The sequence below is a fragment of the Clostridium sp. genome, assembly GCF_047718555.1.
Lineage (GTDB): Bacteria > Bacillota > Clostridia > Clostridiales > Clostridiaceae > Clostridium_I.
On record NZ_JBDNRK010000008.1, the window covers coordinates 33,455 to 50,722 of the forward strand.

The following is a 17,268-nucleotide window of genomic DNA, read 5'->3' on the forward strand; positions in this document are numbered from 1 at the left end:
GTTAAGTTTATGAAAGAACAATCAACTGGTAAAGGATTTGCCATTTTATCAGCTGCTACTATGGCAGTGAAACTTTTGTCAATAATTTATATGCCTTTTCTCTTAAAGATAATTGGAGGAAACAGACCCTATGCTATCTATCAAGTTACATATCAAATTTATGTTTTTATATATGTATTGACAAACACAGGTATACCAAGTGCTATATCAAAACTTGTATCTGAATTTGTAGCAGTTGGAAACTACAGAAGTGCTATAAAAGCCTTTAAAATATCAAGATTTCTTCTATTTATCATAGGTATAGTTATGGCAATTGTAATGTTTCTATTGTCAGGTCCACTTACTGTACATATGAATTATGTTGAAGCTAAATACTCTGTAATTGCCCTTTGTCCTGCTATCCTGTTTACTTCTGTAGCTTCTGCCTACAGAGGATATTTTCAGGGAAGAAGCAATATGAAACCCACAGCAATATCACAGGTACTGGAGCAGGTATTGAATACAATTTTTTCACTGCTATTTGCAGCCTTGCTTATAAGTCGCGGAATTGAATCTGGAGTTGTAGGTGCTACCATTGGAACTACTTTGGGAGCATTAGCTTCTGCTCTTTATCTAATAGTAGCTTATGAAAAGAATAAACATTTTATAGATGGAGGTTTGGGTAATAATAAGAGGATTGTAAGACATACAAATAAGCAAGTACTAAGAAGAATTATAAAATACAGTATACCTATAACTATATGTATTGCCATAACTAATGCAGGGAATCTTATAGATAGCGCTAATATAACCAGTAGACTTATAGCCGGTGGAAATTTAAAGGATTATGCTCAAGGACTTTATGGAATGTATGGAAAATATCTTACACTTATTAATATGCCTATAACCATAATATCAGCACTAACCATGGCAGTATTGCCTGCGGTATCTAAAGCTGTAGCCCTTAAGGATAAAAATCTTATAAAAGATAAAATAAATTTTGCATTTAGAATAAATTTTTTTATAACTATACCGGCAGCAGTAGGCTTTTCGGTGCTAAGCAGCCCTATATATGAACTTTTGCATATAGGAGACGGATATAGGATTATGATATTTGGCTCAATAATAGTGATATTTATGGCGTTGGTTTTAATTCAAACTAGTATTTTGCAAGGTATGGGAAAGCTTTATATTGTAACATTTTATTCAATTTTAGGACTAATTGTGAAGTATATTGTAAATTATATTTTAGTAGCTATGCCCCATATAGGTATTTATGGAGCAATTTTAGGCAGTGCAGTGGGTTTTGGAGTCCCAATAATTTTAAATATTATATACATACAGAAAATTTTAAAATTGAAAATAAATTTTAAGTCTTATATATTCAAGCCTATAGTCTCTTCCGTATTTATGGCTGCGGTAACCTATGTAATATATAATATTTTAAGTTACATATTACACTTTATTGTAAAAGGATATTTAAATAATGCAGTGTCTTTACTTGCAGCCATTGCCATAGGAGCACTGGCATATTTATATGCTATGATATTGAGTAAAGGTATTACAAAGGATGAACTGGATATCTTTCCTAGTAGAATGAAAAAATTTATACCTAAAAGGATACTTTCAAATATAAAATTAAACTAATATTTTTTCTTTTACTACTACAGTTAAAAAGAAATACAATAGAAATCCAGTAACTATAATTAATATATTTTTGGATATAAAAATAGAGTTGGACATAATATGATCCATAATTCCAAGCACCAGAAATACCAGTATACTCATCATGATGTCAATTAGAGCATTTGTAGAAGAAAAACTTATAGGGCACACTTTTTTTATTTCATAAATATTTAATATGAAGGAAGTAAGTCCAGTAATAAATAAAGTTATGGCAAAGCTATAAATATTTATACTTGGTATAGCTGTCAAAATATATAGAAGTATCAGTTCTTCCACTGAGACAAGCAAAGAATTAATTAATATGGTTGTCTGTTTACCAAGACCACTGAGTATAGAATAGGTAGAGGCGGCAGCATAGGTTATAGGCAGGCACAAAGCACTGGTTACAATAAATACGCCTAAATCATCTCTATTGAAAAATAGCTTGCCCAAATTATTTGGTATACAAAGACATATAATCATTGTTGCTATTCCCAGATAAAAAGATATTTTCAAAACTTCTCTTATTCTTTCTTCTAAAGCATAGTAATTTTTTTTACTAAGATTTTTTGATATATCTGGTACCAGTACAGTAGACATTGCCATAATAACTACCATTGGAAAAAAGGTTATGTTAAGTGCCATCCCTGTAAATTTTCCTATAAGGGAAAGTGCTGTATCATAGTCGATTCCAGCGGCAACTAGCCTCCTTGGAAGTACTAAAGTTGATGCTGTATTTAATATGGAGCCAAGAAAACCATTTACACAAAGGGGAACAGCTACAATTAATATATCAAATAAAAGCTGTCCTTTGTTTTCTCTATGAGTATTTACAGTTTTAAGTTTTCTGCGATATATTAGGTAGGCAGCATAGAGCATTAAAAAGCTTATCAATTCTCCAAAGGTTAGAGCTGCGTACACTGCACTAATAGTTTGTACCATAGTTTTTAACATCAATATATTTACAATTCCTATGACCACACAAATTCTTATAGCCTTTTCAAATATATCTATGTATGCTGGTATTTTGGCCTTAGATATTCCATAAAAATATCCCTTAAATATAGAAGATAGAGCTACAAAAATTAAAGCTGGACATATTATTTCTATAGAATATAGTGTTCTGCTGTCTTTTATTAAAAAGGAAGCTACAAAGCTGGAATTAAAAAATACCAATATTGCAATGAATACAGACCAAAGTAGGTCAAAAATAATAGCTATACGTATAAGCTTGTTTACATTTATGTAATCCCTATTTCCTGAAAATATAGCTGCTTTCCTCGATACTGCAATAATCATTCCACCGCATACCACACAGCAAAAAAGATCATATATGGGCATTATTATTGAATATAAACCTAGGCCTTCTGCGCCTAATTTATTAGACAGTATTATAGAAAATACAAATCTTAAAATACCTGTTGCAAGATTGGAGATTGTAAGTATAAGGGTGTCTTTGTAAAAATCATCAAATTGCATATATGTACCTCACAAAATTATTGATATATAATACTATGTTTATTAAAGTTTTAATATTCACCTACAGCCTCAATAAAATATAAGCAAATAAATATTACAGTCCCAAATAATACTATATTGTGAAATATGTTATAATAATATTAAATTTGTATTAAATTTAGATTAATAATCTATTGAATTTAGTTACATATTTTGATAAATTATTACTTGGGGAAAGTTATCGACAAATTTATAGGCATAATACCTAAGATTTTGAAAATGACAAATTGACTATATTTTTAAATAATTATTTAAAAATTAGTAAATAAATTTTAAGTATGAACGATTATTTTATTGAAAGGATGAGGTGGTAAATGTTAAATACAGTTAGAAGAGAAACTAGCAAATCTATTTTTTTAAAGGGAATTTTGAAATTTAAATTAGGATTAGCTGTAAAACAATGTGAGAAGTTAAAGAATTATGCAAAAATTAATTCGGATTTAAATAAGGATGACTATAGGTATAATTTATTTATTACATCTGAAGATGGAAAAGATATAGAAGATAAATATTTTTTATTTAAAGGTTCTCATATAGATGGAAGGCTAAAAGAACTAAAAAAATTTAAATTTGAAAGAAGCAATGCTAAATTAGTAATAGATAAAATTAAATTAAAGGTTTTAGCAGCAGACATATTCTCTAAAAATATTTTTATGTATAATTTTTCAGAAGATGAAGAGTACATATATGGAAACGAAATAAAAAAGATAAAGGATAAAAAATATCCTAATATAGTGTTTGTGGTAAGTAGAGATAGAGTGAAAGTACATAAAAAAAATATAAATAATACTTTAATATTTGATGACATAGATAGTTTAATAAACAAATATGGCTATTAAAGATTAATTAATGTTTTAGAATATTTTATTTAAATTGTTATTTATTTTAAAAGATTTAAAATGATAAAATAAAACAAAGCTGCTTAAAAAATAGCAGCTTTGTTTTATTGAGAAATTTGTTTTAAAATATAAAGTGAATATAGAAAAAATAGGCTAATAATTTTTTAGAAAAACTTAAATGCGGGGGTGCAAAGGTGAATAGAATAAAATGTATGGTTTGTGGAATGGATATTAATGAAAAAAATTTTTATATTAATAATTCTGCATTTCTAGAAAAAAATACAGAGGATAGAATAGTATACTGCCCATTTTGTGGGGTAAGTGAAATTTATCTAAGTAATAATGGAGAAACTTATAATGTTGATAGTAAATTACTAGATAAAAATGCACTGAAAATTATAGATCATGCTGTTAAGCTTGAAATTTTTAATGGAGATTTTTATAAAAAAGCTTCTGAAATGGCTGATAGTAGTGAAGTAAAAGAAATTTTTAATACTTTAAGTAAAATTGAAATGCTTCATGCAAAAATTCATTTTAGAATAGGTGGATTTAGTGAATTTCCTAAATTAACTGAGATAAATTATGATAAATATAATACGGATAAAGCTCTTTTAGAGGCAGCAGCAATTAGAGAAAAGCATGCTGTAACTTATTATGATAAATACAAAGGGGAAATTAAAGATAAAACTGTAACTAAAATATTTGAAGCCCTTTGTCAAGTTGAAAAAGAACATATTATATTAACATCTAAATAGAATTTCATGCATATCCTGGTATTTAATTAATATAAATTAGATACCAGGACTTTTTTTATTTAGGAGGAGAATATGAAGAAAATATTAGGTGTTATAGTGATAGTTATTGTTATGACTTTTTCTGTAAGTGTACTAGCTAATAAATTTTATAAAAGTTATAAAATAAATATAAGTGAAGAAGATAAGGAAGCTTCAGTAAAATTTAAGGGACTAACCTCAGCTAAAGATTTTGTTGAAGATGATAAAGGAAATTTTTACATAGCATTTAGTAATAGAATTCAATTTGTAAATAGTATTGGGAAAAGCTATAATATATTTAAAGATAACAATTTAAATATAGATAATATAGAATACTATGATGGGAAGATTTACTATACTTCTAAAAATGGTATATATTATTATAATTTACAAAATAGAGATCAAGAAGAAATAATTAATAATTTACCTAATTTGGGTGATTATAAGGATATAGGAATAAAAATATATAATGGTTATTTATATGCATCTATAGGTGCTGCAACTAATTCCGGTGTAGTAGGTAGTGACAATGCATGGATTAAAGATAATCCCTTTTATCATGACATAACACCTAAATCCATAACACTTAAAGGACAAAATTTTGGCAAAAATAAAACTGGAGCTTTTGAGCCAAGCAACACCAATAGTTTTAAAGGACAAATTGTTCCTGAGCATTTTCCGGGAAATGCCTCTGTTATTATATGCAATTTGAAAACAAAGGCCTCTGAAACTTATGCTTATGGAATAAGAAATATAAGTGGAATGGATTTTAATAGTGAGGGAAAACTAATTGCAGATGTAGGTGGAATGGAAGATAGAGGTCTTAGACCTATAAAGGGAGATTCTGATTATATATACTCAATAGAAAAGGGAAAATGGTATGGATGGCCAGACTATAGTGGTGGAGATCCTGTTGATTCTCCTAAATTTAAGGGTTTAAACAATACAAGGGTTGATTTTATTTTAGATAAGCATCCAACTACTAATCCTCCAGCACCTTTGTATCAGCATAAATCACTTTCTTCATTAGGTGCTCTTGTAGTGGATTCAAAGGGATTACTTAATGAAAAGGATGATATATATTTCTATGATAGCAAAGATAATTCAATATACTTTATAAATAATAAAAATATATGTACAAAGCTCATGGATTTTTCAAAAAACTCTCATGTAAGAAGCATGAAGTTTACTAATAGTGGACTTATTGTATTGGATTCAAAAGAAGGATATTTGATATCTGTAGCCAATAAAGGAACTATGGAGAGGAAAATTTTACACAGTTATATTATATATGTATTAATAGCAGTTGTATTAATAGGGATAATTGGAGTATTATTAATGGGAAAAGTAAATAAGGCATCTAAAAAGAAATAATAATTTAGAATGACTAAAAATAGGAAATAGGGGATTGAATATGGAGAGAGCAATTGAAAGGAATTATGGTAAAGCCCTTAGAGGTGTTATGGCCACTGTAAATCCTATAAAAAAATTATTAGTAAAGACTTATTGTACTGTTCATAAATATATAAATATAAAGGCAATTGAAATTATTAAGCATGAGGGAAATGATGAAATTTACAGATTCTTTATGAAATATTTAAAAGAGTTAAATGAGGGAGTGACTTGGGCTGATCAGGATTTTAAGAGTACAAATCATTTTTATCATTTTTCACAGGAAAAAGGTCTATATGGATTTTCAAACGCCTTAACAGAATGTAAGAAATACTATAAGATGTCAATAAATTATGCTAAAGCTGGTGATAGGTCAAAAGCATTATTTTATTTTGGAGCAGCTTGTCATTTGATTCAGGATACTACTGTGCCACAACATGTAAATAATAACCTTTTAAAAAGTCACAGAGCTTTTGAAATGTGGATTTTAAAAAAGGTGGTAAGCGGCTATAGTTTTCAAGAGGGAAGGGAAAGTAAAAGGTATGATTCTATAGATAAATATATTAAGGCTAATGCTTTAATGTCAAATAAAACTTATATTAAATTTCAGAGTACACTTGATATAGAAAAAAGATATAGAAGTATTACTAACGTTATTATTGTCGAAGCTGAAATGACTACTGCTGGGCTTATGATAGATTTTTACAATGAACTGTGCATAAACAATATAATTTCACTGGAGTAAATCAGTAAATAATTTTAAAGAGAAAATAAATAGTTCTTCCATTAATTGGAGGAATTATTTATTTTTTGTAGAATTTATTATTAAATACGTATTTAAAGGGTGTGAGTTTAATGAGTAAGGAGATATTTATTAATTTGGAAAAAGAAGTATTTACAGGCAATGTACTTGATATAGGTTTTGAAAATAATGGTATCGTTTATGATCTATGTAAAAATATAGATGATAATATAACTATTGATTACATAAATGGAAATGTAGATAAAAATAGAATAGAAAAAAATTATTATGACAGCTGTGTGGTATTTTTTTCATTGTTAGAATTTAAAACCAAAAGATCTAAGTTGAATTTTTTTAAAGAAATTTCTGAGTATATAAGAAAAGATGGAATATTATATTTATGGGATGTAGATAAACCTAGATTCAAAAGTATTTCTATGAAGCTTAAGGTATTTGTTCCAAATAGAAAATATAAAGTAGTACCAATAAATGCCAGAAATCCATTGATAGATGCTTCCTGCAAAAATACTGGTAGGCTTTTGCAATCTTATTTTAATATAATTGATTTAAAATGCTCTGATAATATATACTATATAAAGGCGCAAAAGAAAGGGAGTTTTTTAATTGAAGATATTATTAACGGCAATTAATTCTAAATATATACATAGCAATTTAGCCGTAAGGTATTTAAAAGAATACACTAGAGATATGGATTATAAATGTAAAGTGAAAGAGTTTTCTATTAATGATAGGATTGAAAAGGTGTTTGAAAATATAATAACTGAAAATCCAGATATTGTGGCCTTTTCTTGCTATATATGGAATATAGAATATGTAAAAAAGCTTGCAAATTTAATAAAAACCTTAAATAGTAAAATAGAGATATTATTTGGTGGACCAGAAGTATCCTATGATGCTGAAAACTTTCTGCTTCATAATCCGGGAGATTATCTTATTGAAGGTGAAGGAGAGGCTATATATAGGGAATTTGTACAGTGGAGAATAAGTAAAAGGGATTATCACGAAGCCTCAAATATCAAAGGCTTGTATCAAAAAATAGATAATAAAATTATATATGGTGGAGAAAGATCACTTATGAATTTTAATGAAGTTGTATTTCCCTATAGGGAAGATGACGACTTAAAAAATAAAATAGTTTATTATGAAAGTTCCAGAGGATGTCCGTTTAATTGCAAATACTGCCTATCTTCTATCAGTAATGGGGTGAGATTTCTAAATGTAGATAGGGTAAAGAGAGAACTGCAATTTTTTATAGATAAAGGAGTAAAACTTATAAAATTTGTGGATAGAACCTTTAATTGTAACCATAAATTTTCAATGGAAATATGGAAATTTCTAATTAATGCCAATACAGATGCAACCTTTCACTTTGAAATATCCGCAGACATATTAAAGGATGAAGAGATAGAACTTTTAAAAACTGCACCTAAAGGCAGGATACAGCTGGAAATAGGAGTGCAGACCACAAATGAGGATATATTAAAAAATATAAATAGAAATATTAAATTTAAAGATATAAAGGAAAAGGTTTTAAAGCTTCAGAAAAATAGAAATATAAAGCAGCATTTAGATCTGATTGCAGGGCTCCCAGGAGAAAACTATGAAAGATTTAGGAAGTCTTTTAATGACCTTTATTCAATAAGGCCAGAAGAAATCCAACTGGGATTTTTAAAACTGTTAAAGGGTTCTGCTATGAGATATGAAGCTGAACAATGGGGGATGGTGTATTCACCCTATGCACCTTATGAAATATTTAAGACAGATAGCTTAAGCTATGAAGAAATATTGAAACTAAAAAGAGTGGAAGCTATGGTGGATAAATACTATAACTCTGGAAAATTTATTAATATACTAAAATATTTTGTAGCTAAGTTTGAAAAGCCTTTTGACTTTTATTTTTCTCTTGGAAACTTTTTTAGGGAAAAAGGATATTTTGATAGAAATATATCTTCTTCCGATTATTATAAAGTATTTCTAGAATATAATGAGGAAGAGCTAGAAGAAGATAATAGCGATATAAGTGAAATAATAAAATTCGATTATTTAAAATTTAATAAGAAAAAATGGCTTCCCACATTTTTAAATAGAGATATTGATAAAATTGTGGAGAAGGAAATTAGAAATAAATTAAAAAAAGATAATGTATTTTCTAAAGAACAGAATTTTCACATAGAAAAATTTGATATAGATATATTGAAATATGAAGCAGAAAGTAAAATTCACAGGAAAACAAAATATGTAATTTTTGATGAGAATGATGTGGAGAATATATTTTATTTTTAAGTGGTATATTAACTCCTATTTACAATTATGAACTTTTCATGTATACTTCTGTATATACAATAGTATATACGAGGTGTATAATAATGAAAAATAATGTTAGAAAATTGACGGTTACGGGTTTATTAACCGCATTAGCAATCATAATTCCAATAGTATTTGGTCCATTTTTAAAAATTCAAATACCACCTTTTTCAGCTACCCTTGCTTCTCATGTACCAATGTTCTTGGCAATGCTCATAGCTCCTGAAGTAGCTGTAGTTGTAGGCATTGGTTCTGCACTAGGTTTCTTAATTACAGCACCGGCAGTAATAGCTGCAAGAGCTTTTACTCATACCTTTGTAGGACTAGCTGGAGCCCTTTTAATAAGGAAAGGTGTATCCTTTAAAAAGGTTATAGTATTTACGGCACCAATTCACGCAATTCTTGAAGCATTAATAGTAATCCCATTTGGTTTTACAGCAGTCAATGCATTGTATGTAGTTGGTATAGGAACAGTTGCACATCATTTTGTTGATGGAATTATAACAGTTATATTAGTGGGTGCTATTGAGAGGGCATTGAGAATAAAGTTAGTCAAGGCTTTCTCATAATAAGCTAGGTAAATCTAATTTAAATACAATTGTAAATTAACAATAAAGAACTTGGGAATAAAATCCCAAGTTCTTTATTCTATAGAAATAGTTAAAATAAAGGATAATACCTATAAATAGAATACAATGAATTTATTTAAGAAATATTTTTTAAATGTAGACTATAATAAAGGATATTAAGTTATAATGAGAATATGATATTTAGGCATCTTCAAAAAATAAATAAGTCAGTATACTAGTCTATTTTGAATCCTACTACGTCAACAGAACCCTTAGATAGCTCACTATCTGCGGAACCTGTTTCCTTGTACGATTCAAAATATCCGTCGTATCTTTGACTTGTTATTTATTTTCAGATGCCTTACAGGGAGAGTGATTATAATGTGTAAAATAAATCCAAAAGTAGATTTTGCATTTAAGAAGCTCTTTGGGAGTGAAGAGAATAAAGAACTATTAATATCTTTTATAAATTCAGTATTATCAGAGCAAGAACAAATAAAGGATATAACTATAAAAAATCCTTATAACATATCTAATTATATTCATGGAAAGATGTCAATACTGGATATTAAAGCAGTAGATGAAAAGGGTAAGTGGTATGATATAGAAATTCAAGTAGCACCGCAGATCTTTTATGATAAAAGATCTTTGTACTACTGGGCTAAAGTATACTCAGATCAACTTCAGGAAAAGGGAAGATATGGAGCATTAAATAAGACTATAGGGATAAATGTATTAGATTTTAACTATATTGAAGGAGAAGATTATCATAATAAATATAAGCTTTATAATTCAAAAACAGGAAAAGAGTTTTCAGATATATTAGAGTTACATTTTATAGAGCTTAAGAAATTTGATAAGGACATAAGGGATATAAAAACTACCTTAGATAGATGGATTACCTTTTTAAATAATGCTTATAAATATAGCAGAAATAGAATACCAAAAGAATTAGAAGAAGATAAAAATATCAAAAGGGCAGTAGAAGTATTAGATATAATGTGTCTAGATGAAGATGAAAGAGAATTATATGAGAATGACCTGAAAGACTCTATAGATAAACAGGAGCAATTGTATACCGCTAGGGAAGAAGGTATAGAAGAAGGTATAAAAAATGTAGCTAAAAGTTTGTTGGATGTACTAGATATAGATACAATAGTATCAAAGACAGGATTGTCTAAGGAAGAAGTATTGAAATTAAAAGATGAACAATAATATATAAGTACAATTAAATATAGAAATAATTTTTATCCGATGACTACCCACTCTTTACTCCCATCTCTTCAAAGTGGGAGTAAAGAGTGGCTACGTCCCTGGATAACGATTTACCCTAAAGGACAACGATTTCTAAGCATCGAAAATATCGATACTAAGAACTCTGTTAGTAAGTTTCAGAGGTCATAAACAAAAACTCCACCTGGTACCAAGAATTCTGTTTATAAGGCATTTGAAAATAGATAACAAGTCAAATATACTAATGTACTAACTTGATTATTTTTTGAAGATGCATAAATAGGTATTACTTTAGTAATACCTATTTATATCTTTTTGCACTTAAAAATAAAAAAAGAAAATGTTAATATTTAACCATGGAGGTGGTTAATATGGCATTGCCAATATTAAATTTAGATAAGGTAAGCAAAAAATATGACAATAAAACAGTAGTTGACCATATATCAATGGAGATAAATGAAGGTGAAATATTTGGACTTCTAGGGCCTAATGGAGCGGGGAAAAGTACTACTATGAATATGATTTGTTCTCTGGTAAAACCAACTACAGGCAAAATTACTGTATTCAATTATGATAATAAAAAAGAAATGAATAAAATAAAGGAGAAGCTGGGATATATTCCACAGGAGCTTGCTATACATGGAAATCTTAAAGCTTGGGAAAATGTAGAGCTTTTTGCTGGACTTTACGGATTGAAAGGTAATAAATTAAAAAATGCAGTGGAAGAATCTTTGGAGTTTGTTGGACTATCTGAACATAGAAATGGCTTCGCTAAAAATTTCTCTGGAGGAATGAAAAGAAGGCTAAATATTGCCTGTGCCTTAAGTCATAAACCAAAACTTCTCATATTTGATGAGCCTACTGTTGGCATAGACCCTCAATCCAGAAATTATATTTTGGAAAAAATAAAATATATAAATTCTCAGGGAGCAACAGTTATATATACCAGTCACTATATGGAGGAAGTTGAGGCTATATGTAGCAGGATAGCAATTATGGATAATGGAAAAATAATTGCACTAGGAACAAAGGAAGAGCTTGTATCCTTAGTATCAAAGGATGATAGGAATATGTCATTAGAAGAGGTGTTTTTAACTCTTACTGGTAAAAAACTTAGAGACTTTGGTGAGGAGGTTGGTTAATAATGTTATTAACCTTAGTTAAAAATAATTTTAAACTCATGCTCAGAGATAAAATGTCTATTTTGTTTTTGATATTCTTGCCAATTTTATTAATTGCCATATTATCCAGTGCCTTTTCACAGGAAATGAATAAAAATTATACTATAAAGCCTTTTACTGTAGGTTACAGCATTGAGGCTGGCAGTAATATAGAGAAAAGTTTCTCAAACTTTATAAAAGCTTTTCAAGAAAATAAAATTACCCTATTTAAAATGACAAAGGAAAAAGCTATAGAAGAAATTAAAGACGGAAGTGTAGCAGCTTATGTAGATATCAATGATGACAAATATATAATTTATAAAAAAGATACCTTTAATATTAATACAACAATATTTGAAAACAGTATGGGTAGTGCTATGTATTTATATGATGGAAATAAGGCGCTAATGAGTTATTTAGTTGAAAATAAAATTCCAGCTAAAATGAACAATGAAAATACAGAGGAGAATAAAAATTTTGTGAAGCTGGAAACTCTAAATGTTGATCCAATGCCAAGTTCAATAGTATATTATGGTATAACAGAAATTGTTTATGTTATTTGGTTTGGGATGTTGATGGTATCTGTCATAGTAAATAATGAGAGAAAATATGGAGTTACAAATAGAATTGGACTTACAAATGCTAGTTCCTTAACATTATTCTTTGGGAAGCTAATCCCTTCAGTGCTTGTGGTATCTATTCAAATAGGTATAGCAACAATAGCTTCAACAATTTTAATGGATGTAGATTGGGGTAATTCACCTCTAGTTTCAGCAGGAATATTAATTTTGGAGATTATAACATCTTCAGCTCTAGGGATATTAATTGCTTTAATAATTAAAAGTCAAGCTTTAGCAAATGTAGTAATATTTTTATTTGCATTCTTTTTTGGATTCGTAGGAGGGTCCTTTCAAACCTATATGTATAACTTTGTCAGTGATAATCTTGCTAAGCTGTCACCAATATATTATATAAATAGAACATTAGTAGAGCTTTCAACAAAAGGATATAGCGACTATACAGATAGTTGTATTATATTACTTTTAACTATTTCAATTCTAGCAATAATTATAGGAGTAGTAACTACAGCAAAAGGGAGGAAAGCCATATGAGTGGATTTTTGGTAATGCTGAAATCAAATCTAAAGCTGCTGTTTAGAAATAAAGCATCTATATTCTTGTTTTTATTAATACCATTAGCTTCAGCTTTAATATTGAAAATACCTCTTGAAAAGGATAACTCAGAAACTGCAGTATTTAAAACAAGTGTAACGGTATTTGATAACTCTAAAAGTGAAATGTCCAATGAATTAATAAATTTATTAAAAAGTAATAGTTCCTTTAAAATAACTGTGTATGAAGATTCAACAAAAGATTTGAATTCTGCCAAAGAAAAAGCAGTAAATATAGCCAATAGAACTCCTACCAATGGATTTATATATATTCCTTCAGATTTTTCAGATGATGTAATAAAAGGTAATAATGAAAATTTAATAAATGTATTCACTACAGGAACTGATGAAAGAGTAAAGCTTCTAGAGAATAATATTAATATGATATTGTCAAGATTTAATTTGTATTCAACGGTGGCAAAGGGTGATAAAATGGTTTTTCAACAGCTGATGAAAAAAGCATCTCAGGATAAAACAGAAGAGAAATTAATTTCTGTTGCTAAAGGGGAAAGAGCCTTAAATTCTGCAGAAAAATCACAGATTTCTAATTTTGGTTATCTTGTAGCTATTATGTCAATTACCTTAATGTTTAGTGGAAACTTTATAGCGTCTATATTCATTGAGGAAAAAAACAATAGAGTATTGAAGAGAATAATGCTTACTAAGAGTAATATCTTTAATTACGGAATGGTAAAGGTTTATGTAGCTATAGCTGCTCTTATAGTACAGATTGCCATGATTGCTGTTAGTATAAAACTATTTGTAAGAGTTGATACAGGCATGAATCTATTTGAAATTTCCATATTAATACTGGGATTAGGTTTAATATTTAATACCTTGAGTATAGCTTTAGGAGCTATTTTTGAAAGCTTAAGTAATTCAAACTATTTAACTTTTTTTATAACTACAATTACTGCACTAATGTCAGGCTTATATTTCCCACTGGATATAACTCCTAAATGGATGCAAAATATTGCATTAATTATGCCGCAGAGATGGGTAGTTAAAACGGCGGAGCAGATACTTCTAGGGACTAATTATTGGGGTGCAGTATTTGGAATGATTGTTATTGCATATATGGCATTGTTTTTATCTATAGGGTTTTTAGGTTTAAAGTTAAATAGTGATTAGAAAGATTAAGAAATAAGAAGAATCTCTTAAATAAAGGATTCTTCTTTATGTTCATAAGAGTCACTTAATTTTTTATTCTGATTTTGTGATATAATTAATCTAAAATATAATATTTATTCACAGAGGTTATTATATGAAGGAAAAGATAATGGAATATTATTTTCCAATTGCAAAGTTAATTTACATATTTTCATTAATTATATATTTTATAACTGCAAATGTAACAATCACATATGAAAGAAGTATTTTAGAGATAAGCATATTGTTTATATTTACTGCAGCAGCATTATTTTATGAGCTCCTTGATAAAAAGAGTATAATTCTATTGATTCTATGCTTAGCTGTTTGTATAACATTAATCTTTTATTTTCAAGTCTTTTATTCAATACTTATTCCCATTGTAGTATTGGATTTTATAGCTTATTTTGGTTTGCCACCATATCTGTATTTACTTACCTTTCTAATTGTTTTAGATAAGGATAATAGAATAATATATTTTATAGCCTGCTTATGCTGCAATATTATGTACTTTCAGCATTATTACATAATAAATACATATAAAGCATTATTAACTGATTTTTCAAATACTGAAGAAAGTTTAAAAACATCTATAGAAAAGCAAAGAATGAGACATAAAAATGATATAGAAAAATTTACATTAGCCCTTGAAAATAAATCTCTTGAAGAAAGAAGCAGACTATCCCAGGCGTTGCATGATAAAATAGGACATAGCATAAATGGATCTGTTTATCAACTGGAGGCATGTAAACTTTTAATTAAGGATAAGCCAGCAGATAGTAATAAAATTATTCAGGCAGTAATAGATAATCTAAGAAAAAGTTTAGATGAAATTAGAGCAATTCTAAGAAAAGAAAAGCCTAATAAGGGCCAATTATCTTTGATTCAACTGAGAAAACTATGTGAAAATTTTAAGGAAAATTATGATATAAATGCAAAGCTTGTTTGTCGTGGAAAAATTAATGAGGTTTCAGAGTATATATGGGAAATTATGTTAAATAATTCCATAGAGGCTTTTTCAAATGCTTTGAAATATTCAGGGTGTAAAAATATAAGAATAAATATAACTATTCTCAATAAATTGGTTCGCTGTTCAATAGAGGATGATGGGAGAGGCTGTAATAATATTAAAGAAGGAATGGGGCTGACGGGTATGAAGGAGAGAATAGAAGCAGCTAATGGTAATATTTTTATAACATCAAATCTTGGTTTTGAGATAAATATGCTTTTACCCATCAAGCAGATTTAATCAATAAATACTATTTAGTTAGAGTTTATATGCTATTAAGTATAGAAAAATTATCTTGAATGTGCTACCGCTATTCTATTTTTATATATGTAGTATTGTAGTGGATAGCCATTGATGGACTTACTTTGTTATTAATTATTTAAATTAAGGAGAGAGTATTGGTGGATAAGATAAAAATTGTAATTGCAGATGACAGTGATTTTGTAAGAGATGGTCTAAGAATAATATTAGATATGGATGAGGATTTTCAGGTGGTTGGATGCGCTAAAAATGGAAAAGAAGCTATAGCTCTTTCTTTGAAAAATAAAGTTGATATTATATTGATGGATCTTCAAATGCCAGAAGTAGATGGAATAGAAGCTACAAGGGAAATAGTGAAAAAATCTCTAGGAAAAGTATTGGTATTAACTACTTTTGATGATTATGATTTGGTAGAAAAGGCCATACAAAATGGTGCAAAGGGATATTTAATAAAAAACCATACACCAGAAAAGCTTAAACAGATGATAAAATCTCTTTATAATGGCGTGAATGTTTTAGATGAGAAGGTTTTTGAAAAGATAACTCAGAGAAGTAATAATATGAGCGTAGGCTTTGATGACAGTATTTTTACTGAAAGAGAGCTGGAGATTATTCAGGAGGTAGCACAAGGATTGTCAAATAAAGAGATAGCTGCAAAATTATTTATAGGGGAAGGTACAGTAAAAAATCATATAAGTACTATACTTGAAAAGGGAAATTTAGAGCATAGAACTCAATTAGCAGTATATTATTTGACAGGTAAAAGATGAAAATAATGATTAGAAACTTGTATATTATTTTATCCTCAAAATTATTTAAATTATAGTGATATTTTTATAAAGTGCATTTTGCTTGCCCAGGGTTTTATATAAGGTATATTTAAAACCTCAGGACTATGCTGTGATATTAAAGGCATATTCTTATTAAAGGAGGTTATAATTGCAGAATGAGTTAGTTTATCATTGCCATTTCTATAAAATATTAAATCTCCTATTTCCAATGAGGAAATAGAGGAAACTTCTCTTCCTTTAACACCGTACAAGTTATCATTTCCGCTTACTTTTAAGTACCAATAGAGAGAATGTGCTGTAGCCCAGGAAACAGACCAACCTTTACTATTATACCACCATATATTTCTACTTGAAAAAACCATAGGTGCTCCTCCTGCAAATAGACACTGGGAAGTGAAATTTGTACAATCACCGCCATTATCATATTGCACAGGAAAATATTTGTACGAAGGATTGGGATGCTCTGCATACTTTATAGCATAATTTACAGCATTAACTCGAGAATAGTTGGAATTTATTTTATTATTCATAATTTCTCCATAAGATTAATTATGTTATTATTTTATGATAAGATGTAAATAAAAAGTACAGTTTACACATATGAAGATATAAATTTTAAAGGTGTTTTAATATTATACTTTTGATAGTAGGGTGTGTATATGTTAAACTTATAACATGAATTTTTAAAATAA

Annotated in this window: 16 protein-coding genes; 14 read left to right on the plus strand and 2 right to left on the minus strand. The window is 28.4% G+C overall.

Annotated features, from left to right (window positions below; all coding sequences use genetic code 11):
* Positions 1-9 precede the first annotated feature (9 nt).
* The gene (locus ABF633_RS05085) at positions 10-1,626 is read left to right on the plus strand and encodes a putative polysaccharide biosynthesis protein (protein WP_415522562.1); all 1,617 of its coding nucleotides are present in this window, start codon (positions 10-12) and stop codon (positions 1,624-1,626) included.
* Here ABF633_RS05085 and spoVB read toward each other — a convergent pair.
* Positions 1,618-3,123, minus strand: a complete 1,506-nt coding sequence (gene spoVB / locus ABF633_RS05090) for a stage V sporulation protein B (RefSeq protein WP_415522563.1) — start codon at positions 3,121-3,123, stop codon at positions 1,618-1,620. The two genes, ABF633_RS05085 and spoVB, sit on opposite strands and share 9 nt — an antisense overlap.
* Before the next feature lie 353 nt (positions 3,124-3,476).
* Between spoVB and ABF633_RS05095 the strand changes: the two genes are divergently transcribed.
* From ABF633_RS05095 to ABF633_RS05155, 13 genes are all read left to right on the plus strand, one after another.
* Positions 3,477-4,001 (plus strand): hypothetical protein, encoded by a 525-nt coding sequence (locus ABF633_RS05095; protein WP_415522564.1) that lies wholly within the window; start codon positions 3,477-3,479, stop codon positions 3,999-4,001.
* A gap of 194 nt (positions 4,002-4,195) precedes the next feature.
* On the plus strand, positions 4,196-4,756 hold the full coding sequence (locus tag ABF633_RS05100; protein WP_415522565.1) for a ferritin-like domain-containing protein: 561 nt from the start codon (positions 4,196-4,198) through the stop codon (positions 4,754-4,756).
* A gap of 72 nt (positions 4,757-4,828) precedes the next feature.
* The gene (locus ABF633_RS05105; RefSeq protein ID WP_415522566.1) at positions 4,829-6,148 is read left to right on the plus strand and encodes a PQQ-dependent sugar dehydrogenase; all 1,320 of its coding nucleotides are present in this window, start codon (positions 4,829-4,831) and stop codon (positions 6,146-6,148) included.
* 40 nt (positions 6,149-6,188) lie between these two features.
* Positions 6,189-6,911 (plus strand): zinc dependent phospholipase C family protein, encoded by a 723-nt coding sequence (locus ABF633_RS05110; protein ID WP_415522567.1) that lies wholly within the window; start codon positions 6,189-6,191, stop codon positions 6,909-6,911.
* 110 nt (positions 6,912-7,021) lie between these two features.
* On the plus strand, positions 7,022-7,558 hold the full coding sequence (locus tag ABF633_RS05115) for a hypothetical protein (protein ID WP_415522568.1): 537 nt from the start codon (positions 7,022-7,024) through the stop codon (positions 7,556-7,558).
* A complete protein-coding gene (locus ABF633_RS05120; protein WP_415522569.1) occupies positions 7,533-9,212 on the plus strand; it encodes a B12-binding domain-containing radical SAM protein in 1,680 nt (559 codons plus the stop codon). Before ABF633_RS05115 ends, ABF633_RS05120 begins: the two co-directional genes overlap by 26 nt.
* A gap of 83 nt (positions 9,213-9,295) precedes the next feature.
* On the plus strand, positions 9,296-9,802 hold the full coding sequence (locus ABF633_RS05125; protein WP_415522570.1) for an ECF transporter S component: 507 nt from the start codon (positions 9,296-9,298) through the stop codon (positions 9,800-9,802).
* 381 nt (positions 9,803-10,183) lie between these two features.
* A complete protein-coding gene (locus tag ABF633_RS05130) occupies positions 10,184-11,017 on the plus strand; it encodes an Rpn family recombination-promoting nuclease/putative transposase (RefSeq protein WP_015616381.1) in 834 nt (277 codons plus the stop codon).
* Positions 11,018-11,406: 389 nt separating this feature from the next.
* Positions 11,407-12,177 carry an ABC transporter ATP-binding protein gene (locus tag ABF633_RS05135; protein ID WP_415522571.1) on the plus strand — a complete coding sequence of 257 codons (771 nt, stop codon included), beginning with the start codon at positions 11,407-11,409 and terminating at the stop codon, positions 12,175-12,177.
* 2 nt (positions 12,178-12,179) lie between these two features.
* A complete protein-coding gene (locus tag ABF633_RS05140; RefSeq protein ID WP_415522572.1) occupies positions 12,180-13,307 on the plus strand; it encodes an ABC transporter permease in 1,128 nt (375 codons plus the stop codon).
* Positions 13,304-14,497: an ABC transporter permease gene (locus ABF633_RS05145; RefSeq protein ID WP_415522573.1), complete on the plus strand. Its 1,194-nt coding sequence runs from the start codon at positions 13,304-13,306 to the stop codon at positions 14,495-14,497. The genes ABF633_RS05140 and ABF633_RS05145 overlap by 4 nt, the downstream gene beginning before the upstream one ends.
* A gap of 133 nt (positions 14,498-14,630) precedes the next feature.
* Positions 14,631-15,764 (plus strand): histidine kinase, encoded by a 1,134-nt coding sequence (locus tag ABF633_RS05150; RefSeq protein ID WP_415522574.1) that lies wholly within the window; start codon positions 14,631-14,633, stop codon positions 15,762-15,764.
* Positions 15,765-15,925: 161 nt separating this feature from the next.
* Complete coding sequence (locus tag ABF633_RS05155; protein ID WP_415522575.1) at positions 15,926-16,555, plus strand: response regulator; 630 nt, start codon at positions 15,926-15,928, stop codon at positions 16,553-16,555.
* 50 nt (positions 16,556-16,605) lie between these two features.
* Here the strand turns inward: ABF633_RS05155 and ABF633_RS05160 are convergent, their stop codons facing one another.
* The gene (locus ABF633_RS05160; protein WP_415522576.1) at positions 16,606-17,106 is read right to left on the minus strand and encodes an amidase domain-containing protein; all 501 of its coding nucleotides are present in this window, start codon (positions 17,104-17,106) and stop codon (positions 16,606-16,608) included.
* Positions 17,107-17,268 lie beyond the last annotated feature (162 nt).